25 protein-coding genes are annotated in these 20,203 nt (G+C 36.2%); 6 read left to right on the top strand and 19 right to left on the bottom strand.

The annotated features are described in order from the left end of the window. Positions 1 to 2 precede the first annotated feature (2 nt). Together ACU8YW_RS08530 and ACU8YW_RS08525 are read left to right on the top strand one after the other, a co-directional pair. A complete protein-coding gene (locus tag ACU8YW_RS08530) occupies positions 3 to 608 on the top strand; it encodes a dienelactone hydrolase family protein (RefSeq protein WP_097889317.1) in 606 nt (201 codons plus the stop codon). Continuing rightward, positions 609 to 968, top strand: coding sequence for a hypothetical protein (locus tag ACU8YW_RS08525; protein WP_097889316.1), 360 nt, complete (start codon positions 609 to 611; stop codon positions 966 to 968). It begins immediately after the preceding gene. 27 nt (positions 969 to 995) lie between these two features. Here the strand turns inward: ACU8YW_RS08525 and ACU8YW_RS08520 are convergent, their stop codons facing one another. The 19 genes from ACU8YW_RS08520 to ACU8YW_RS08430 all read right to left on the bottom strand — a co-directional run bounded on the left by ACU8YW_RS08520 (position 996) and on the right by ACU8YW_RS08430 (position 16,409). Then, positions 996 to 1,394 carry a DUF5367 family protein gene (locus tag ACU8YW_RS08520; RefSeq protein WP_141542714.1) on the bottom strand — a complete coding sequence of 133 codons (399 nt, stop codon included), beginning with the start codon at positions 1,392 to 1,394 and terminating at the stop codon, positions 996 to 998. Then, positions 1,387 to 1,971, bottom strand: a complete 585-nt coding sequence (locus ACU8YW_RS08515) for a TetR/AcrR family transcriptional regulator (RefSeq protein WP_097889314.1) — start codon at positions 1,969 to 1,971, stop codon at positions 1,387 to 1,389. Before ACU8YW_RS08515 ends, ACU8YW_RS08520 begins: the two co-directional genes overlap by 8 nt. Before the next feature lie 87 nt (positions 1,972 to 2,058). Further along, on the bottom strand, positions 2,059 to 2,229 hold the full coding sequence (locus tag ACU8YW_RS08510; protein WP_060489754.1) for a DUF3951 domain-containing protein: 171 nt from the start codon (positions 2,227 to 2,229) through the stop codon (positions 2,059 to 2,061). A gap of 62 nt (positions 2,230 to 2,291) precedes the next feature. After that, positions 2,292 to 2,603, bottom strand: coding sequence for a branched-chain amino acid transport AzlD family protein (locus ACU8YW_RS08505; protein WP_017672964.1), 312 nt, complete (start codon positions 2,601 to 2,603; stop codon positions 2,292 to 2,294). Continuing rightward, positions 2,594 to 3,319: an AzlC family ABC transporter permease gene (locus ACU8YW_RS08500; protein ID WP_075310279.1), complete on the bottom strand. Its 726-nt coding sequence runs from the start codon at positions 3,317 to 3,319 to the stop codon at positions 2,594 to 2,596. Before ACU8YW_RS08500 ends, ACU8YW_RS08505 begins: the two co-directional genes overlap by 10 nt. Further along, positions 3,312 to 4,148, bottom strand: a complete 837-nt coding sequence (locus ACU8YW_RS08495; protein WP_088610059.1) for a TrmB family transcriptional regulator — start codon at positions 4,146 to 4,148, stop codon at positions 3,312 to 3,314. The genes ACU8YW_RS08500 and ACU8YW_RS08495 overlap by 8 nt, the downstream gene beginning before the upstream one ends. 391 nt (positions 4,149 to 4,539) lie before the next feature. Further along, a complete protein-coding gene (locus ACU8YW_RS08490) occupies positions 4,540 to 5,670 on the bottom strand; it encodes an RNA-guided endonuclease InsQ/TnpB family protein (RefSeq protein ID WP_426933788.1) in 1,131 nt (376 codons plus the stop codon). Positions 5,671 to 6,493: 823 nt separating this feature from the next. Then, a complete protein-coding gene (locus ACU8YW_RS08485; protein ID WP_088610292.1) occupies positions 6,494 to 7,267 on the bottom strand; it encodes a flagellar basal-body rod protein FlgG in 774 nt (257 codons plus the stop codon). Positions 7,268 to 7,309: 42 nt separating this feature from the next. Beyond that, positions 7,310 to 8,629, bottom strand: a complete 1,320-nt coding sequence (gene flhF, locus ACU8YW_RS08480; protein ID WP_426933789.1) for a flagellar biosynthesis GTPase FlhF — start codon at positions 8,627 to 8,629, stop codon at positions 7,310 to 7,312. Positions 8,630 to 8,643: 14 nt separating this feature from the next. Then, positions 8,644 to 10,710 (bottom strand): flagellar biosynthesis protein FlhA, encoded by a 2,067-nt coding sequence (flhA, locus tag ACU8YW_RS08475; protein WP_064476528.1) that lies wholly within the window; start codon positions 10,708 to 10,710, stop codon positions 8,644 to 8,646. 24 nt (positions 10,711 to 10,734) lie between these two features. Continuing rightward, the gene (gene flhB / locus ACU8YW_RS08470; RefSeq protein WP_001040117.1) at positions 10,735 to 11,781 is read right to left on the bottom strand and encodes a flagellar type III secretion system protein FlhB; all 1,047 of its coding nucleotides are present in this window, start codon (positions 11,779 to 11,781) and stop codon (positions 10,735 to 10,737) included. Positions 11,782 to 11,791: 10 nt separating this feature from the next. After that, complete coding sequence (locus tag ACU8YW_RS08465) at positions 11,792 to 12,553, bottom strand: flagellar biosynthetic protein FliR (protein WP_270726158.1); 762 nt, start codon at positions 12,551 to 12,553, stop codon at positions 11,792 to 11,794. Between the two features lie 15 nt (positions 12,554 to 12,568). Beyond that, positions 12,569 to 12,844 (bottom strand): flagellar biosynthetic protein FliQ, encoded by a 276-nt coding sequence (locus ACU8YW_RS08460; RefSeq protein WP_001098085.1) that lies wholly within the window; start codon positions 12,842 to 12,844, stop codon positions 12,569 to 12,571. Positions 12,845 to 12,877: 33 nt separating this feature from the next. Then, on the bottom strand, positions 12,878 to 13,636 hold the full coding sequence (locus ACU8YW_RS08455; RefSeq protein ID WP_306008169.1) for a flagellar type III secretion system pore protein FliP: 759 nt from the start codon (positions 13,634 to 13,636) through the stop codon (positions 12,878 to 12,880). Continuing rightward, positions 13,633 to 13,953, bottom strand: coding sequence for a hypothetical protein (locus ACU8YW_RS08450; RefSeq protein WP_000121176.1), 321 nt, complete (start codon positions 13,951 to 13,953; stop codon positions 13,633 to 13,635). Before ACU8YW_RS08450 ends, ACU8YW_RS08455 begins: the two co-directional genes overlap by 4 nt. Positions 13,954 to 13,965: 12 nt before the next feature. After that, entirely contained in the window at positions 13,966 to 14,325 is a 360-nt protein-coding gene (fliN, locus tag ACU8YW_RS08445; protein WP_064449843.1) for a flagellar motor switch protein FliN, read from the bottom strand. Positions 14,326 to 14,335: 10 nt separating this feature from the next. After that, positions 14,336 to 15,322 (bottom strand): flagellar motor switch protein FliM, encoded by a 987-nt coding sequence (gene fliM / locus ACU8YW_RS08440; protein WP_088121777.1) that lies wholly within the window; start codon positions 15,320 to 15,322, stop codon positions 14,336 to 14,338. A 14-nt stretch (positions 15,323 to 15,336) separates the two neighbouring features. Further along, a complete protein-coding gene (locus ACU8YW_RS08435; protein ID WP_000775712.1) occupies positions 15,337 to 15,561 on the bottom strand; it encodes a flagellar motor switch protein FliN in 225 nt (74 codons plus the stop codon). A 62-nt stretch (positions 15,562 to 15,623) separates the two neighbouring features. Next, entirely contained in the window at positions 15,624 to 16,409 is a 786-nt protein-coding gene (locus ACU8YW_RS08430; protein ID WP_330938458.1) for a transglycosylase SLT domain-containing protein, read from the bottom strand. 255 nt (positions 16,410 to 16,664) lie between these two features. Between ACU8YW_RS08430 and ACU8YW_RS08425 the strand changes: the two genes are divergently transcribed. From ACU8YW_RS08425 to ACU8YW_RS08410, 4 genes are all read left to right on the top strand, one after another. After that, positions 16,665 to 17,480 (top strand): flagellin N-terminal helical domain-containing protein, encoded by an 816-nt coding sequence (locus tag ACU8YW_RS08425; RefSeq protein ID WP_050843170.1) that lies wholly within the window; start codon positions 16,665 to 16,667, stop codon positions 17,478 to 17,480. A 45-nt stretch (positions 17,481 to 17,525) separates the two neighbouring features. Beyond that, positions 17,526 to 18,341: a flagellin N-terminal helical domain-containing protein gene (locus ACU8YW_RS08420; RefSeq protein ID WP_330938457.1), complete on the top strand. Its 816-nt coding sequence runs from the start codon at positions 17,526 to 17,528 to the stop codon at positions 18,339 to 18,341. A gap of 45 nt (positions 18,342 to 18,386) precedes the next feature. Next, positions 18,387 to 19,211 carry a flagellin N-terminal helical domain-containing protein gene (locus tag ACU8YW_RS08415; protein ID WP_061685130.1) on the top strand — a complete coding sequence of 275 codons (825 nt, stop codon included), beginning with the start codon at positions 18,387 to 18,389 and terminating at the stop codon, positions 19,209 to 19,211. Positions 19,212 to 19,296: 85 nt separating this feature from the next. Next, positions 19,297 to 20,163 carry a flagellin N-terminal helical domain-containing protein gene (locus ACU8YW_RS08410; RefSeq protein ID WP_330938456.1) on the top strand — a complete coding sequence of 289 codons (867 nt, stop codon included), beginning with the start codon at positions 19,297 to 19,299 and terminating at the stop codon, positions 20,161 to 20,163. Positions 20,164 to 20,203: the final 40 nt, after the last annotated feature.

Below are 20,203 nucleotides of genomic sequence, written 5' to 3'. Positions count from 1 at the left end.
CGATGAAGAAAAAATTAGCTCTCGTTATTGTTCATGAAATATATGGTGTGAACGACCATATGCATCACGTTACCCAACACTTCACTTCATCTCATATAGATGTATTCTGTCCTAATCTTCTACAATCGCAACATGCATTTCATTATAGTGATGAAGAAAAAGCATATCAACATTTTGTAAATAATATTGGATTTGATGATGGAAAAGAACAAATTAAAGAATTCATCAATACTCTTTCAAGTAATTATACACATATTGGACTTATCGGATTTAGTGTTGGCGCTACCATCTCCTGGCTATGCAGTAACAATCCGAAAATAGATTTTATTATCGGCTGTTACGGTTCCCGTATACGTGACTATATTCATATAAAACCAACATGTGCTACCTTACTTATTTTCCCTGAAAAAGAAGCTAGTTTTTCAGTATCCTCTTTCATTCAATCGTTGCAGCAACAAAAAAATCCTTTATTAGAAATAAAACAACTACACGGTGAACATGGATTTCTAAATCCGTACACAGAAAAATATAACGAGCACTCTACAAAGCAAGCATACAATGTAATAGATGCATTTCTTGTAAAAAACACTTTTATAAAGGAGCTATAAATGACGCTTACATTATTCTTACTTATTTTCATATTCATTGCCTTTTTCTCAGCACTAACTATCATTATTGTAACTATAAAAAAGGGGGAGTTTTCCAACCGCCCCTACTTACAATCTATTATCGTTTTCGTTTTATTTTCCACAAATTGGATTTTATATGTAACATCTTTTTATTCGTTACTCCCAGAGAAAGTTAGCAAGTTTATATTCTTGCCGATTTGGTTTTCCCTTTGTATGTTAGGGCTTATCGTTTTCTGGCGCGAATGGAGAAATAATCGTGTGTTCTCGATATGTATCGGTTTTCTTTCCTTTATTAGTTTTTTATTTGGGTTATTGTTGTTACTTCTGTCGGGGATGTAATTGTTGTAAAGAGGATAACATACCTCTTTACAACAACTTTTTTCGTTCCATGGCGAAAGGGATTAGTAAATATAAAGCATAAGCAATAACCATCCAAATGGTAAATGATATAATTTGCTGTGAGGAGAATTGTGAGAATAGATTAGAAGAATTATATAAAATGTAAGTATCTAAAATTAAACCGATTGCTGTACCGCATATACCTAACTTAATAACTGCATATTTTGTAGTATCTAGTTTTTTGTATAACCACATTACAAAGTATAAAGCTATAGCCGTTCCTAATTCAAGAAACGTCAATTGTAGAAAAAATCTATTTGAAGTATATTCTAATAAAATGGAAGAACCAAAAATAATGAAAAATGCTGAAGCAAAAAACCAAACGCCAATCGAAAATAAAATGGTGAGCCAAAGTCTATTATCCACTGACATTACCTCCCTTTTGTAGCACTGTAAGCTTTTCCAAGAGCATATACAAATCACCATATACTTTGTCTGTAGAAAAAGATGGATTGAATAATGCTTGCAATGCCAATCCGTCAATTAATGCATTACATAAAACGCTCCATGTTTCCGTTGAAATTTGAGATGTCATTGTATCTCCTATTTTTTTATTTAACACGCCTTTTAATTTTTGATTTTCATAATGTAACAATCCACCAATTTTATCTTTCATCGCATCATTTTGTAATCCACTTGCTACTAATTGAAAGAACAAATGATGATACATTGAATCTTTCACACATCTACTTTCCGCGGACTTTAAAGCCTTCTCTAACTGTACATCCTTTCCTATTTGTTCCCACGATGCTTTACAAAACGATTCAGTTACTTCAAGTAATAATTGATCCTTCGTTTTAAAATGATAATATACGGTACCTTGTGTAACTTGAGCACTTTCTGCAACTGCTTTTAATGTCAACTTTTCCATCCCTTGCTCTGCAATAATTGCTTTTGCTGCTTCTAATAACTTCTCTTTATTAACAACATTCGGTTTTGCCACTTCTACGACCTCCTTTTAAGTTAGTTGTATAACTAACTTAAATTATACAGAAAAATCAGATAAAACAAAAGGAAGAAAAGCCAACATTCAACTTTTCTTCCTTTTATTTTTACCTTTATCTTTCACTGTCACTGATTCACAAGGTGTATAATATATTTGAGGTGTCGCCTTATCAACAAACATCATAAACGTAATAAAGCCGATAATAAAGAAAATAAACAACGTTAACAAAATTGCTCCTATCGTTAAAAGTATCATAACACCACCCCTATATTTTTCATGTTATTACACTTTTCGCTATTATATGAGTGTAATCCTTTTTAGAAAAAGAAACGTAACAAAATAATCACAATCACTCCCGTTAATACTGTACCTAATAAACTACGAGTATATATTGCAACAAGAAATGTTGGGATTGCTGCGATAAGGTAATCCCACTGTATCGTCTCATGCATAAATAGTACTTGTGCTAAAAGTGCTGCTAATATCGCAATTGGTATGTAATTTAGCCATTTTAAACCCCAGTCTGGAATTTGTAGTTTGCTAAATACGAGTAGAGGTAAAATACGTGGCACGAGTGTGACAGCTCCAGCTGCTAGTAAAAGTAATAGTACGTCTAATCTCATTTCCATTTTTCAATCACAACTCCAATCGTCGCAGCTAGTAATGTTGCGATAATAACCGCTATACTATCTGGCATAAATAAGTGTGAAACGTATGCGATCATAATCGCTACAATTGCAACAGTAAGATGAATTGCTAGTTTCGGTTTACTACTTATGAGCTGAAGTACAAATAATCCGATAAACATTGCTGGTAATGCATAATCCATCCCGTACGTATGTGGATCTGGTATCCACTCACCAAACAGCCCGCCAATAATAGTAGCAAGAATCCAATTTAAATATGCTGTTACATTTAAGCCCATCATCCACCTGTCGCCTACATATCCTTTTTGCGCTGCATGCTGCACTGCAACGCCGAACGTTTCATCTGTAATTTGAGAACCGATAAATACGTTTTTTAATAGCGGAAGTTTCGTAAAGTATGGTGCAAGCGCAGCACTCATTAGAAGGTGGCGTAAATTAACAAAAAAGACGGTGAAAATGATTGCTGAAGCAGGAGCACCGGCTGCATACATACCAGCTAATATAAATTGGGCAGAACCTGCATAAATTAAAGTGGACATAAATGCAATTTCAATGATGGAGAAACCTGCTGTTTTTGCAATTACACCAGCTGCTATACCGATGCTTAAATAACCAAATACAGTTGGTAAACAATCTTTTACTCCTTGCTGAAATGTATCATCGCTCTGCAAAGCTACATGTGCCTGAGCCTTACTCATCCATATCATCCTCCATTCTTTCCATCGCTCTTTTTCCTGTTACGACATGAACTAAATCTATATTTTCACGCCACAACGTATCTAACTTATCAGCCCCAAATTCCTTCGTAATTTCTTCGACCATAATATCGTGCCGCACATACTCTGTAGCAACGAGCACTAAAGCTGGGTCATACGTTGTTACGGCCCATGAGGTACTATCATTTGAAAAGTTCGCAATTAATACTTCCTCTCCATCACGAGCAATAACAGTTAAATGACCACCCATTCTCTTTTCAACAACGTGGGGCGTCATATAATTATGGTGAAACGTCGCGCCTATTTTTGTATTTGGAGCGCCAAATAAGATTGAAAATATATGTACACCTTCCTCTTCCTTTTGACGAATATATGGCTCAATTTCATGCACTTGATCTTCCCATACAGAAATCCATAACTCGTCCTTTGCCCTATTAATTATATTGCATATTTCTTTTACAACACGATCATTGGAGCGAATATGCGAAATTACATCTATTTGTCTCTCTTGTTCTAAACAATTTAATTTCCGGTCTAAAAATTCAAAGGACTTTTCAAAATCTTTTCGCATTCGATCCATTAGTTCCGTAGCTGGTACTGGTACATATTTCACTGGTTCAGTAGGAACGATATGCACTGCTCCTTTATCCATCAATTTACCGAGCACTTCATAAATCATCGAACGAGGTACTCCTGTCTGTTTACTCACTTCATACCCAGTTACTGGGGAATGTTTTAATAATCCAATATACGCTTTACATTCGTACTGGGAAAAACCTAACTTTTGTAATTCCTTTATTATTTCATCCAACGGTAATCCCTCACATTCTATATAACTCTCATCTCAAAACGATACATATATATTAGTAGTTATTAGTATACCTACTAATATAAAAAAACAGACCTACAAAGTCAATTGATAATTCTGAAATTTAACCCAAAAATAAAAAGCCTTTCATCAGAAGGCTTTTTCTACATACTATTTCACTTATTTTAGTTGCAACGTATTTGATAGATTCTCCTCCAAATGCTCCCGTAAAGTAGAACCTGTATACTCTTCCGATACGATAAACTTAACTAAATCTATACAATTCAATCAAATTTATACAAATTAGTGCTTCATCGTGTTCTCGCAACCCCGAGGGGACGAGGGGTATAACACTCCACACGAGGCAGTATCGTTACCTCCTATTATCAAGCATTTATTTTACCCATCTTGATAAATTTATCGAAGCATTTACATCCCTATCATGATGGCTATTGCACCCAACACAACACCACTCACGTATTTTTAAACTCCACTGTCCTTCTGGTTGAACTGAATGGTCGTATTTTACTCCGCAACATGAGCAAATCTTGCTTGAGGCGAACCATTTATCAGCTTTTACATACTCAATGCCATACTTCTCGCACTTGTATGATAAACATTGAAAGAAGAAGTTTAATTTTTGAAATGAAAATGCTTTCGATAGTTTTTTGTTTTTTAACAGGTTTGAGATAGATAAGTCTTCCACAACAATCCTCATTGGTTTGGTTTTCACCAATTTAGCTGTTGCTTGATGGATATGGTTATTTCGGATATTCATAATTTTCCTAGATAACCGCAGGTGCTCAGTTTTGGCTTTTTCATATCCGGCAGATTGAATTTTTACACCTTTTTTAAATCTCCTAGACATATCTCTTTGCGCTGACTTTTTCCTTTTCAAAAGTTTTTTAACCTTAGCATCTTTGTTTATATTTCGTTCTTTCGTACCATTAGAAGCTACAAACAGCTCTTTTAAACCAACATCCACACCAATCGACTCATTGGTTAGTTCTTGTGATGCAAAGTCTTCTTGGAACCCTACACTAATCCACCAGTGACGACCATCAAAGGTAACTCTTGGATTTGATGGCTTTTTGTTTCTTGGTAGTTGTTGGCTTGTTTTCACTTCTCCAACGGACTGAATATGAACTACTTTCTTTCCTATAATCAGTCTTTCATAATTAGCATAAAATCCTTGGATTAAATCTTTTTTGGATTTATAAGAAGTGTGAGAACCATTTCTGTACTTTTTGAACGAATGTTTCCTCGCCTTATCAAAATCTTTTGAAGCCTGTTTGGGAACTTGTGCGTTGATGTCATTTAACCACTCATATCTCTTTCGCTTCTTGATCTTTGTAAATCGTTTCTGTAAAGCTAACTGTGAAACAGATTTTCCAAATAGCTTATAGTATCTATCACTCATTCTTTTACAATAGTTATAAGCGAATCTTGCAGCACCAGCATGGTTTCTAAGCACTTTTTCTTGTTCAGGCGTTGGAATCAGTCTGACTTTCTTCGCCAATATCATCAGAAGCCTACTCCTTTACTGTGCGATTATTCGGGCACTCACCTTTCAGATAATGAAAGATTTATTCTTCTGAATAGTAGCGTACTCCACCAGCATTCTCCTAAGACTACTAGGATACAAACCTGTTAATTCCGATACTTGACTAACTCGTGAAAATTTCATTATTATTCTCACCTCATTGAATCCACCATAGCACATACGTTCTATATATTCAATGAAGTTTGATAGATTCAATAAAATTTATCTCGTTCAACTAAGGGCGCAATTCCTTAGCCAGTTCTCTTATGAACTTCTCATGTTTTCACATGAGCGCAGACTATATGTTTATCTCTTTAGAGATAGAGGATTTTCCACCACCATAGGCTTGTGGTGTACTCTCGTCAGTTATACGAGATAGTCGTTGAACGTTCATCTTATCCATTTTGACTTAGATGATTCGAGGCGGAAGACCCATTATTCTAATGTTTAGGATTTAACCTTGCACCATCTGATTGATTTTTTCTGCTTTCGCGACATTCACACTCGCTATTTCTAGCCACGTTGTAGTTCAATCAGCTTTAGGGATTGCCCGCAGTTACCCCTCACTACTAGCCAATCACTTGACTAGCAGGGCTTGCTGATATATTTAATTAACTTTGGTTATAATTGGTTAAATAAATCGTAACAGTTAGTTACCCCTTTTTTAATTCACTTAGTTAAATAAACATTGCTATCATTATGAAATTCTATCCTCACAATAACGATGTTGATAATCATTATCATTTTATGATGTAACTGTAATAAAAGCAATAATAAAAAAAAGACTTCCGCTATGGGAAGTCTCTTATCTCAATATTTCATTCGCTTCTTTTTCATAAATTTTATCAAATGAAGTCATAACACGTTGTGACGCTGAAATCATTTTTTGATCTGTCATAAGATCAGCCATCTCTTTCGTCATATCTACATTTGAATTTTCTAGCATATGATTTTTTACTGTCCCTGTTCCGTTCGGTAAATCAGCAATGTTTCCTTCTGCTAGTGTAAAGCTTTTGTTCTCTCTTTGTACGAGACGATTATTCGCTTCTGCACCTACTGTTTTTGTTTGCAGGCGGGCAATATTATTTTGTGTTACTGCATCATATAACGTACCGTCTGCTTGTACAGCTACTTTTGCTCCTTCTGGAATACGAATACGTTCATTATTCTCTCCCATTACGAAAGCGCCTGAAGTTGTTTGTAAATAACGATCACTATTTAATGTAAAACTACCGTCTCTCGTTAAAAACGTTTCATTATTTTTAGATGTAACGAAAAACGATGATGTGCCGGCCGTACCGTCATCTAAAAAGAAATCTGTATCACTATTTGTCATTTGTATATTTCCTTGTACTAAGTTCACATGCGTTGCGGCTGGTACTACAGCGTAATCAGTCGAACCGATATTTGTCACAGCCCCATCTCCGCGGCGATATGTGTCTTGTACATCAAATACTTTAGAAGTCATATTTTCTGCTTTAAATCCTGTCGTTTGAGCATTTGCAACGTTATTCGAATGAACATTAATGCGCTGCATGTAATTCATCATACCCATAGAACCTATATAAAGACCGTTCATAATCGTTTGAATAAGGCAGTTGCCTTATCCTTCACCTCTCTTCTATGATGTTTGCAACATTTGTTTCGCTAAATGTTCAGCTGTAGCGATATGTATATGTTGCTTCACGTCTTGTCCGTCTGTCATTAATACAATTGGAGCTGATGATACTGCTGGAATTTTCAACAATTCACCACTACTTGCTGTTTCATCAAATTTCGTAAATACGATACCATCAATATGAATATCTTTAAAATTCGTAATGATTTCAATCATGTCTTTACTTTTCATCGAAGCTGATAACGTTAAACAAATATAATCTGGCTCTACTTGTCCCATCGTTTCAATCATTTCTTCTACTGTTTCTGACGCACGATAATTTTTTCCGGCTGTATCAATTAAAATATAATCGACGCGCGCTTCTTCTTTAAAATACGTAAGCGCTCTTGTCATTGCAGCTTCATCACGTACAGCGATTACTTCAAATCCAATTGTCTTTACGTAATCTTGCAGTTGCTGTACTGTTCCAATGCGCGAATGATCTGTCGTAATAAAACCGACCGTTTTTTTCTTACCGTGAAACTGCCATGCCATTTTCGCAAGAGTCGTCGTTTTTCCAACTCCAGTTGGGCCGATTAATGCAATTGTTTGCACTTCTTTTTCAAAAACGTTTTCCGTATTGAAATGAGATCTCATATCTTCCAATATGTATCCGATCACTTCTTCTTCTGTAATCATCGTTGCATTCTCAAACTTCACTTTTAACTTCTCAGCATATGCATGAATGAAATATTGTTCTACATCGTTTTGCTCTAGCATGCGAATTACTTTTTGAATAATAAACGGTACAGATTCTTGGTTTTCTTTTTTTACAAACACTTCTTCTTTCTTGACCGGAACAACTTTTTTCACAGTTTTTTGCTTTTTTGTTACTTTCGCTACTTTCGTTTCTTCCGTCTGTTTCACAACGACGATACCTTTTTCAAACAGCTTTAATAGTTTCTCTTTCTTTCTTGTCCATTCTTCACTATTTCCTGTTTGCATCGCCGCATATGACATAGAAGTCGTCACGTTTTCTAAATTGTGCAGTACCGATTGAATTCCGTTCGCCTTTACAATTTGTTCTGAAGAATCGTTTACAACATCCATTAGTTGTTCATGAAATTGAGCTGTGCCTTCATTCACTTCTTCCTGTTTATCCTCTGGAAAAGCAACTAACATTTCATAATTCTTTTTCCAAAAAAACGGGATATTTCGTTTTACACTTTCATCGACAACGTAATAATAATCTGTACCATATTGGTCAAATAACTTTCGATACAATTCATTTTTCGAAGCTGCTTTTATTCGCATTAACGCTTCTTTCTTTTCTGTACTTTCCATTACTTCACCCCCTACTATTCAATATAGGCAATTTGATCTACAACAATTTCCGGTGCTAATTCGCTAATACAAAGTACTTGCGCTTCTACTTGATAACGCTCAAGAAGTCTTACAATCGCAAATCTGAAATCTTTTCTACGCGTTAGTAATACTGGTTCTCTTCCCATTAAACGAGCTTGTTTAAAGACACGCTGTACTTGTTCAACAACACGTGTTTCTAAATCTAAATCCCAGTTTAATAAGTAACCTTGGTATGAATTATTTACAACATCCGCATCTAACTCGATTGAATCTGAGAAGAGCGCCGCATAAATTTTACCGTCAGGATTTTTCGCATTTTCACAAATCACTTTTGAAATACATTCACGGACGAATGACGTTACACCGTCAACGTGGTTTTGATAAATTTCTTTTCCGTCAATAATACCTTCAATAATGGTTGGTAAATCACGAATAGAAATACCCTCTTTTAAAAGTTGTTTAATAACATTTTGAACGAGTGATAAGTCAATTTCTTTCTTCTTAATCTCTTCTAATAAAACACCGTTATCATTTTCAAGCGAGTTAATTAAGTCTTTTACATGTTGACGCTGAATTAACTCATGAAGATTACGTCTAACGACAACATCTAAATGTGTAATTAATATGCTAAGCGGCTCTAATACTTGATAGCCTTTCATTTGTGCATCTTGTACCATATGCTCTAAAATCCAATATCCATCTTCACCGAAAATTGGATCTTTCGCTGGTTCTGCATCTAAATCGGCCATTACATTTGGTGTTTTCAATGCTAATAAATAACCTGATTTTAAAACACCTTCAGCTGCCTTCGCACCTTTAATACGAATAATGTAACGTCCGCGTGGTCTAAAACTCGTATTATCTTTAAAGTTAATGCCAGGAACGTTAATACCAAGGTCGGTAATAATCGACTTCCTCATAAGAACAACTTTATCACGAGCTGTTTCCCCGTTAATCTTCTGCTTTACAAGTGCTGCTAAATCTAAACCGAGTTCTACAATAATTGGATATTTATCTGTAAATACTCCGAATGAATCTTCCACTTGTTGCAGTTGTTCATCTTCGCCTTGAATCATTTCTAATTCTTTTTGAAGCTCGTCTTCTTTTTCTTTCTTTATTCGGTTTTTATTACGAATTCCTAAGAAAATAATTGTTCCACCAACAAGAGCAAACGGTAGAAATGGTAGCGGAGTGAAAATACCCATCGCAATAAATAAACCACCAAGCGCATATACAACAACTTCATGTGCTAATAACTCTTTAAAGATACCTTCAGTTACCGTATCCGCTGAACCATCAAATACACGTGTTACGATAATACCTGTTGAAATCGCAAGCATTAACGAACCGATTTGGTTTACGATTCCGTCACCGACAGTTAGCTGTGTATAGTGAATAGCTGCTTCAGCAAAACTCATGCCCTGCTGCATCATCCCGACAATTAAACCGAAAATAATGTTTACGAATAAAATGACAATCCCGAAAATAACGTCCCCTTTAATGAACTTTCCGGCACCATCCATCGCTCCGTAAAACTCTGTTTCCATATTTAATTTCTTTCGTTTTGCCTGTGCATCTTTTTCAGTAATAATACGCTGGTTTAAATCAGCATCGATCGACATTTGTTTCCCGGGTAAAGAATCAAGTGTAAAACGAGCTGCAACTTCAGCTGTACGAGATGCACCGTTTGCAACGATAAACTGGAATATGATTAATACTATGAAAATAACGATACCAATTAATAAGTTCCCGCCAATAACAAACTGACCGAACTCTTCAATAACATGCCCCGCATTTCCGTCTGTCAAAATCGCTCGCGTCGTCGATACGTTAATCGATACGCGGAAAATCCCGATTAATAACAGCATCGTCGGAAATGACTTTAATTCATCCCACTCGTTAATACTTGTTGCTCGCATATAAATAAGCACTGACATACTTAGTAAAAAAACGATAACGATATCAAGTATAAATGGTGGAAGTGGAATTAAGAGCGCCACTACGAATGACGCTGCTAAAAAGATAGAAAAATAGGTTCTTGCAGAATCTATCTTAAACACAAGAGATCTCCTCCAACCGCGCTATTATACTTCAAGTTCATTCGTTTGAATTAAATAGCGCATAACTTCAATTACAGCTACGTATAAATCTTCTGGAATCGTCTCATCTTCCTCGACTTGATAATATAAAGAACGAGCAAGCGGACGGTTTTCCACCATTGGTATTTCTTGTTCGCGGGCAAGCGTTCGTATGTATAATGCGAGCTCATCTTCCCCTTTTGCAACGACAATTGGCGCCGCATCAACCTGTTTATTGTACCGAAGTACGACCGAAATATGAGTCGGATTGTTTACAATAAACGTTGCACCATCCATCTTCTTCGCAATTGTCCCTTGCAAGATGGCATGCATAAAGTTTTTTCGCTTTCCCTTTACTTGCGGGTCCCCTTCATTATCTTTATGCTCTCTTTTTACTTCTTCTTTTTTCATCTTAATATCTTGTTCGTACTCCCATTTTTGATAAATAAAATCAATAATAGAAAGAACGATTAATATAATTAAAATAGCTAAAAAGATAAATTTAATTTGCCTAATAATTTCAGTAAGTGACGCAGTCCAGTTAAATCCAATCATACTAACGATTTTCTCTAAATTCTTTTTAAAGAGAACGTAAGCAACGTAGCCGATTAATCCCATATAAAATAGTGATTTCAAAATATCTACTAAACTTTTACGACTAAACAATCTCGTAAAATAGTTTTTGGGGTTAATACGCGACGCTTTCGGCTTAATAACTTTAGAAGAAAATAAGAAACCGACTTGAATCATATAATTAAATAAATGAAAAGCGTATACGAGTATTAATATCGGCGCGGATACTTTTAATAATAAAATCCCCATTAAATAAAAATACTCAGTTGAATCTGTATTTTTTCCAATTTGATCAAACAGCACCGCTACAGAATTTGCAATCTCATATCCGAGCCAATCTCCGAAAAAGTAAACGACAACTGCTAATACAAGTATGGAAAATAAATTATTTAAATCTTTACTCCGGGCAATATTCCCTTCTTCACGCGATTTTTTACGCTTCTGCGGGGTGGCCTTTTCTGTTTTATTATCCTTTGCCATGCGCGTCCCCCTACTTCGTTAAGAAAAAGTTAAATAGTTTCGTATATTCCTCAAGCAATACATCCGTCATATTTTTAAACACATAACCGAGCATTGGTACACTCATCGCAATAAACAAAATACCACATGTAATTTTAATAACATACGCATTCATAAAAACGTTTAATTGCGGAGCGTTTTTTGCGATTAAAATTAAAACAAAGTTAATGATAAATAAACTTCCCATAAGCGGAAGAGCAATTTCAACCGCTGATGTAATCGCAAATAATAACGTTGCGAGTAGACTATCTAAAAAACTAGTCGTCAGCAATTTTGAAATCGCCTCTGTATATTGAAACGACTTTAAAATCGTGGCAACGAAATAATTAATGCCGCCAAGTGAAATAAAAATAATGAGGAAAAATATATCAAAAATGGTTGATAGTAAAGTAGACTGTGCACCTGCATTTACATCAAACAAACTTGCCTGTGATAAACCGATATCAAAGTCTAAAATATGTCCCGCCATTTTCGGAATGTTCCACAGCATTTCTACAATTTTTGAAAGTGATAATCCAATTACAATTTGCGTACCTGCATAAGCTGCTACGTCCCAAGTTGTCTTTATGTGAGAGACATCAACTTGATCGGCCACTGTTATGGAAAGAGCAAGTCCAAATGTAACCTTCGCCATTGCTGGAATAGATCGGCCTGAGAAAAATGGTAAAAAATATAAAAATGAAGTAATGCGGCAAAACGCAAAAAACGTCGCCGCCCATAATTCCATATTCATTTCAGTTCACCTATCTTAGTACGAACGCAATAGCGATGGGATTTTATCAAATAAATCTAAAATAAGCGTCGTTAACTCTTGAAACATCCACGGACCTAAAATGATAATAACGAGTACGATACTCGCCATTTTCGGTAAAAACGTCAGCGTTTGCTCTTGAATTTGCATCATCGCCATAATGACAGCGATGATAATAACGACAATCATACTTACGCCGGCAACCGGCATTAAAATCATAACCCCTTTATAAAAAAAGGTTTGAAAAATATCTATAATTGGTGACGTATTCATTTATATGACTCCTATCACATAGCATCAAACGCTTCAGGCGACTGTTTTAAACATAATGTCGACGATTTTTGTATATCCACCTAAATATACGAAAACGAGTATTTTAAACGGTAAACTTAAAATCATCGGCGGTACCATCATCATCCCGAGGTACATTAACAGTGTACTAATAATCAAATCTATAAATACAAACGCTAAATAAATGAACATCCCCGTTAACAATCCTTTTTGGATTTGCGTTAACGTAAAGGATGGTACGAGCGTAAATAAGGAAAGATCTTTCAAATCTTTCGGCAACTCTTCTCCGCGCACTTTCAGCATCATTTTTAAATCATGCTTATACGTATGCTTTGACATATACTCTTTCATAATCGGAGCTGTCGTCTCTGCAGCTTGACTTACTGTTATTTTCTCTTTCGTCATCGGATCCCACACATCGCTCTTTAGCTGCCCAAGTACAGGCTGCATCGTAAAGAGTGATAAAAATAATGCAAGTCCAACAAGCACTTGGTTTGGTGGTAAATTCATTACTCCAAGTCCTTGACGCGTAATCCCAAGAACGATCATAAAATAAGTAAAATGTGTAAATAATAGAACGATAGATGAAGATAATGACAAAAGTGTAACGAGCGCAAATAGCTGAACGCTTGAATTACTCGTAAACTCTTTTCCATTTTCGAAATTAATAAAACCGTTTTGGGCGGCATACGCTGGATTTACAAAAATAATTGAAAAAACGATAGAAAATACGAAAATAACGGCTAATACTGATAAATGTTTCTTTATTCTCATGATGGATCCTCTACTTTTTTCGTTTCACTCTTCACCGCGTCTTCTAGCGCTTGTTGAAACTGATTTCCTGTTCCTGTTAATTGCACGGATTGCACACCGTTATTACTAATAACAGTGAACACTTGCTTGCCGTCCACTTCAAATAAAAAGGCGCTCGTTTGATGATTTAAATAAACGCCGTCCTTCACTTGAATATGGCCATTTTCACCTTGTTTAAAAAACTGCTGTTTGCGCGTCTTTTTCGTCATATAATATGCACCGTAGCCGAGCGCGCCAAACAGTAAAACGACTTGAAATAAGGTCGTCATATACGACATATGACTCCTCCTCTACTCTTTATCTTGCATTTGACTTTGCGCTTTCATAAGCGCGGCTTGCTTCTTGTCAGCTTCAATTTCAGAAATGATAATACCGAACTTTTCGTCCATTACGATCGCTTCACCGATGCCGACTTTCATATTACTTAAATACACATCTACTTTATGTCCTAAGTTTTTCTCTACTTCCAGAACATCGCCCACTTTTAATTGCTTCACATCACCGAGCGTAATAGATGCCTTCCCAAGCTTTACACCAAGTTCAATAGAAATATCTGAAACAGTATCAATATGTGCCTTACCTGCTTCATTTCGCTTTCCTGCAAAATCTTCTAATCCCATTAATGATACAGGAGATACTTCATGCTTCATATGGATCCTCCTACTCTACAAAACTTTTAAATAAGAGCGCCTTACGCGTTCCATCTTTTCCAATAAAACAATTAAATTTATGCTTTCCATCTACATAACCGAGTAATTCATCCGAAACTTTCGTATGAAGCGGAATAATATCGCCTTCTTCAATTTGTTCAATCTCGCCCATTGTCATTTTTTGCTCACCAATTGCAACGTGAACAGGTTTGTACACTTGATTTACTTTCACTTCCACTTCAGACGTATACTTTTTACGTTTATCCGAAGAATGTTCGACAATATTTTCAGATGTTAACTTATCCATAATTTCTTCAACAGATAAGAATGGAATTCCGATGCGCACCGTCGTATCCCAAAACTCTGTTTTCATATTTACATTCAGTAATGAAATAATATCGCTTGCTGTCGTAATCTTTAATGCATTCGGGTCTGTCTCCGTCGTTACAAATTTTGGTTCAATCGCAACAACGCTTTCAAATGATTGCTCTAAATTTTTACAAAGGAGCATAAAAATATTATCCAGTGTTAAAAACTCAAATGCGGTAAGTGGTCTGCGCATCGTAAAGTTACGCTTACTATCTCCACCAAGCCAACATTCATGAATATAAATAACGAACGCTAAATCAATTTCAATGACAATTTCTCCAAGCTCTGGAAGGCCAAGATCAATAACGCAATATAAATAGTAATCTTTCGGCATTTTCTCCACATACTCACTCGTGAATGGAACTTGTTCAACCGTAGAAGGCTCTAACTCAATCGGAATACGCATACGCGCTGACAACGTCTGTGACGTCTGTTTACCAAATGTAGAGGCAATTGCTTGCAAGCTACGTAAATGCTCAACACCGAACTTCTCCGGTCTATTAAAATCATACTCTTGAAATTTCTCTTGCTTTCCTGCTTCTTGTGCAAAAGCTGGCATTTCCTCGCCTTCATTTACCGCCTTCAGCAGGGCATCAATTTGCTCTTGGCTTAATTTTTCGCCACTCATGACAATCCCCTTCCCTACCTTTTCAATTCAACGATTTCAACGTACATCTTCCCGTTTTTCGTCAAAATCTTTCCGGTTCCAATCTCTTCATTCTCAAGCATAAGACGCACCGTATTTTTCGTTGAATTTTCAAGACGATACAATGTACCTTTCGTAATATGAAGCAAATCTTCAATTTTCTTTTTCGTATTTCCGATTTCAAAATAAATTGTTAACGGAATATCATCTTGTAATTTCAAATCTAGCCAACTCCCATATCATGTTCACGAAAATTTCATGTTCTCTCTATATATGAAACTTCTTATTTTGAAACGTCGATATTTAATATTTTTTTAATATATCCTTGCGTTTCTTTAAATGGTGGTACGCCTCCGTACTTTCTCACATTACCAGGACCCGCATTATAAGATGCAAGCGCTAATACGAGATCGCCGTTATTTTTCTTCAAATAACCGCTTAACTCTTTCATACCGCCCTCAATACTTTCAGCTGGTGAAAATGGATTTTTTATACCCATCTCTTTCACATTCGCTGGCATAAGCTGCATAAGACCCATCGCACCTGCATGTGACACCGTTTTCGGATTAAAATCAGATTCTACTTCAATCATTTTTTGAATTAACGTTTTCGGAATTCCGTATGTACGACTTACACGATCTATAATATCCTCATACTTCCCTTCATTGGAAGAACGTATTTTTTGAATATTATACTTCTTCGTTAATCCCCACGTATCAACAGCCTCATTTTTCGTTTCTGGGAAACGTCGTTCAAACTCTTTTTGTGCGACTTGTACTTCATCTACGCTCTTCGTTTCAGCCTTTTCTTCAGGCTTACTCGCTTCCTCTACTTTATTAATAGATTCTTTCGGTTTATTTACGACCGTTTCTATTTTCGTAGATTGTACCGGCTGACTCATATCCTCTACATTTGCCGGCTGCGTAGTACCCCTCGTCTCCTTCGCAGGTTCACTCTGCAACTTCTCTTGAAAACGACTACTAACGAATGCTTGTGGACTACTTAGCTTTTGCTGAATTTGTCCTTTCTTATATGCAAGCACTTCTTTTACTATATTTCCAACTATCATAATATCACCTTTTCGGTAAACAAAGATAATCTAATATTAGAGTTTTTTTTAAAAGTTTGCAATAATCCTTTTGATAATATTGTAATAAAAAAATGAACAAATAGGAAATTATCATTTTTTTATATTCATTAATTACAATTATTCGTTGACACGATATATACCAAGGATTACAATTAATCTCGAAATTGATTTTTTTGCATATTTATGTTTAACAATTAACAGAAAAATCAATATAAAAAAATGGGGGTTCTTAACATGAGAATTAATACAAATATTAATAGCATGCGTACGCAAGAGTACATGCGACAAAACCAAGACAAAATGAATACTGCGATGAATCGTTTATCTAGCGGGAAATCTATTAACAGTGCGGCTGACGATGCGGCTGGCTTAGCTATCGCTACTCGTATGCGTGCAAAAGAAGGCGGATTAAACGTTGGGGCGCGTAACACGCAAGACGCTATGTCTGCTTTACGTACAACTGACTCTGCTTTGAATTCTATTTCTAACATCTTACTTCGTATGCGTGATATTGCAACTCAATCTGCAAACGGTACAAATGATACAAAAGACCAAGATTCGTTAGACCTAGAATTTCAAGAGTTAAAAGGTGAAATTACTCATATTGCTGAAAAAACAAACTTTAATGGAAAAACTTTATTAGCTGGAGTTGCCGCTGCAAACAATATTGACGTTCAACTTTCCGATGTATCTGGTGATAAACTTACAATTACAGCAATTGATGCAACAGCTGCTACGCTTAAAATTACTGGAGATGTTAAAAGCACCAAAAACGCATCTGACTCTATTACGGCTCTTGACGCAGCTATTCAAACAGTTGCTGATAATAGAGCTACCTTTGGCTCTCAATTAAATCGCTTAGACCATAACTTAAACAACGTAAACAGCCAATCTACTAATATGGCGGCAGCAGCTTCTCAAATTGAAGATGCGGATATGGCAAAAGAAATGTCTAACATGACGAAGTTTAAAATCTTGAACGAAGCTGGTATTAGCATGCTTTCTCAAGCTAACCAAACTCCTCAAATGGTTTCTAAATTACTACAGTAAAATTCATTTGATGATATAAAATAAAAACTACTGGAGGCTCTTAACATGAGAATTAATACAAACATTAACAGCATGCGTACGCAAGAGTACATGCGCCAAAATCAAGACAAAATGAACACTTCTATGAACCGTTTATCTAGCGGGAAATCTATTAACAGTGCTGCTGATGATGCGGCTGGTCTAGCTATCGCTACTCGTATGCGTGCGAAAGAAGGCGGATTAAATGTTGGGGCGCGTAACACGCAAGACGCTATGTCTGCTTTACGTACAACTGACTCTGCTTTGAATTCTATTTCTAACATCTTACTTCGCATGCGTGATATTGCAACTCAATCCGCAAACGGTACAAACGAGACAAAAGATCAAGCGTCTTTAGACTTAGAGTTCCAAGAATTGCACAAGGAAATTGATCATATCGCTGAAAAGACAAACTTCAATGGTAAGAATTTATTAGCTGCAACAGGAGCGGATATTGATATCCAGCTTTCTGATGTATCTGGCGATAAACTTACAATTGCATCAATTAATGCAAAAGCTGATACACTACTTACGGCTACTGGTACCAATGTTAAGACCACAGGAGATGCAAGTACTGCTATTACTAATCTAGATAAAGCTATCCAAACAGTTGCTGATAATAGAGCTACTTTCGGTTCTCAATTAAATCGCTTAGATCATAACTTAAACAACGTGAACAGCCAATCTACTAATATGGCGGCAGCAGCTTCTCAAATTGAAGATGCAGATATGGCAAAAGAAATGTCTAACATGACGAAGTTTAAAATCTTGAACGAAGCTGGTATTAGCATGCTTTCTCAAGCTAACCAAACTCCTCAAATGGTTTCTAAATTACTACAATAAAATTCATTTGATGATATAAAATAAAAACTACTGGAGGCTCTTAACATGAGAATTAATACAAATATTAACAGCATGCGTACACAAGAGTACATGCGCCAAAATCAAGACAAAATGAACACTTCTATGAACCGTTTATCTAGCGGGAAATCTATTAACAGTGCTGCTGATGATGCAGCTGGTTTAGCTATCGCTACTCGTATGCGTGCGAAAGAAGGCGGATTAAATGTTGGAGCGCGTAATACACAAGACGCTATGTCTGCTTTACGTACAACTGACTCTGCTTTAAACTCTATTTCTAACATTTTACTTCGCATGCGTGACCTTGCTACTCAATCTGCTAATGGTACAAATGACGGTAAAGATCAAGATTCCCTGAACTTAGAATTTAAAGAATTACAGGGGGAAATTGATCATATCGCTGGAAAAACAAACTTTAATGGGAAGAGTTTATTAGCTGCAAAAGGAACTGATATTGATATCCAGCTTTCCGATATATCTGGCGATAAACTTACAATTGCATCTGTAGATGCAACAACAGGAGCCGATGGACTCAATCTTACGAAAACTATTGCATCTACAGGAAAAGGTGGAGATGCTGCGGAATCAATTAAGGAACTTGACAAGGCTATCCAATCCGTTGCTGACATGCGTGCGACATTCGGCTCTCAATTAAACCGTTTAGATCACAACTTAAACAACGTAAACAGCCAAGCTACTAACATGGCGGCTTCCGCTTCGCAAATTGAAGATGCGGATATGGCAAAAGAAATGTCTAACATGACGAAGTTTAAAATCTTGAACGAAGCTGGTATTAGCATGCTTTCTCAAGCCAACCAAACTCCTCAAATGGTTTCTAAATTATTACAATAATTTGTTTAATGACTTAAAATAAAAATAACTCTCTGTAATACAGAGGGTTATTTTATATAACTAAAAACTACTGGAGGTTCTTAACATGAGAATTAATACAAACATTAATAGCATGCGTACGCAAGAATACATGCGCCAAAATCAAGACAAAATGAACACTTCTATGAACCGTTTATCTAGCGGGAAATCTATTAACAGTGCTGCTGACGATGCGGCTGGTTTAGCTATCGCTACTCGTATGCGTGCGAAAGAAGGCGGATTAAATGTTGGAGCACGTAATACGCAAGACGCTATGTCTGCTTTACGTACAACTGACTCTGCTTTGAATTCTATTTCTAACATTTTACTTCGCATGCGTGACCTTGCTACTCAATCTGCTAATGGCACAAATGACGGCAAAGATAAAGATTCTCTAAACCTGGAATTTAAAGAATTGCAGGAGGAAATTAATCATATCGCTGGAAAAACAAACTTTAATGGAAAAAGCTTATTAGCTGCGGCTGGAACAGATAAAAATATTAGCATTCAGCTTTCTGATGTAGCTAGCGATAATCTTACAATTACGGCTGTTGATGCGACAACAGGTGCTACAGGACTTGGCCTTACAAAAACTATTGGAGCACCCGCAGCACCTGTAATACCACCCGCACCACCCGCACCAGCTGCAGATAACGATGCTGCGGGTGCCATTGTACAACTAGATGCAGCTATCCAAAAAGTAGCTGACATGCGCGCAACGTTTGGTTCTCAGTTAAACCGTTTAGATCATAATTTAAACAATGTAAACAGCCAAGCTACTAATATGGCCGCTTCTGCTTCTCAAATCGAAGATGCAGACATGGCGAAAGAAATGTCTGAAATGACTAAGTTCAAAATCCTGAACGAAGCTGGTATCAGCATGCTTTCTCAAGCTAACCAAACTCCTCAAATGGTTTCTAAATTATTACAATAAACCATTTGATTTAGTTTCATGAATAAACCTCTCTGCTTGC

The organism is Bacillus pretiosus, from assembly GCF_052947655.1.
Note: the sequence above shows the minus strand (reverse complement) of the source record. Positions and strands in the feature narration are given on the sequence as shown.

Coding starts and splice junctions, on each gene's coding strand:
- ACU8YW_RS08530 (WP_097889317.1), top strand. CDS start 3: ATGAAGAAAAAATTAGCTCTCGTTATTGTTCATGAAATATATGGTGTG.
- ACU8YW_RS08525 (WP_097889316.1), top strand. CDS start 609: ATGACGCTTACATTATTCTTACTTATTTTCATATTCATTGCCTTTTTC.
- ACU8YW_RS08510 (WP_060489754.1), bottom strand. CDS start 2,229: ATGATACTTTTAACGATAGGAGCAATTTTGTTAACGTTGTTTATTTTC.
- ACU8YW_RS08505 (WP_017672964.1), bottom strand. CDS start 2,603: ATGGAAATGAGATTAGACGTACTATTACTTTTACTAGCAGCTGGAGCT.
- ACU8YW_RS08500 (WP_075310279.1), bottom strand. CDS start 3,319: ATGAGTAAGGCTCAGGCACATGTAGCTTTGCAGAGCGATGATACATTT.
- ACU8YW_RS08490 (WP_426933788.1), bottom strand. CDS start 5,670: ATGATATTGGCGAAGAAAGTCAGACTGATTCCAACGCCTGAACAAGAA.
- ACU8YW_RS08485 (WP_088610292.1), bottom strand. CDS start 7,267: ATGAACGGTCTTTATATAGGTTCTATGGGTATGATGAATTACATGCAG.
- flhF (WP_426933789.1), bottom strand. CDS start 8,629: ATGGAAAGTACAGAAAAGAAAGAAGCGTTAATGCGAATAAAAGCAGCT.
- flhB (WP_001040117.1), bottom strand. CDS start 11,781: ATGGCAAAGGATAATAAAACAGAAAAGGCCACCCCGCAGAAGCGTAAA.
- ACU8YW_RS08465 (WP_270726158.1), bottom strand. CDS start 12,553: ATGAATATGGAATTATGGGCGGCGACGTTTTTTGCGTTTTGCCGCATT.
- ACU8YW_RS08460 (WP_001098085.1), bottom strand. CDS start 12,844: ATGAATACGTCACCAATTATAGATATTTTTCAAACCTTTTTTTATAAA.
- ACU8YW_RS08455 (WP_306008169.1), bottom strand. CDS start 13,636: ATGAGAATAAAGAAACATTTATCAGTATTAGCCGTTATTTTCGTATTT.
- ACU8YW_RS08450 (WP_000121176.1), bottom strand. CDS start 13,953: ATGTCGTATATGACGACCTTATTTCAAGTCGTTTTACTGTTTGGCGCG.
- fliN (WP_064449843.1), bottom strand. CDS start 14,325: ATGAAGCATGAAGTATCTCCTGTATCATTAATGGGATTAGAAGATTTT.
- fliM (WP_088121777.1), bottom strand. CDS start 15,322: ATGAGTGGCGAAAAATTAAGCCAAGAGCAAATTGATGCCCTGCTGAAG.
- ACU8YW_RS08430 (WP_330938458.1), bottom strand. CDS start 16,409: ATGATAGTTGGAAATATAGTAAAAGAAGTGCTTGCATATAAGAAAGGA.
- ACU8YW_RS08425 (WP_050843170.1), top strand. CDS start 16,665: ATGAGAATTAATACAAATATTAATAGCATGCGTACGCAAGAGTACATG.
- ACU8YW_RS08420 (WP_330938457.1), top strand. CDS start 17,526: ATGAGAATTAATACAAACATTAACAGCATGCGTACGCAAGAGTACATG.
- ACU8YW_RS08415 (WP_061685130.1), top strand. CDS start 18,387: ATGAGAATTAATACAAATATTAACAGCATGCGTACACAAGAGTACATG.
- ACU8YW_RS08410 (WP_330938456.1), top strand. CDS start 19,297: ATGAGAATTAATACAAACATTAATAGCATGCGTACGCAAGAATACATG.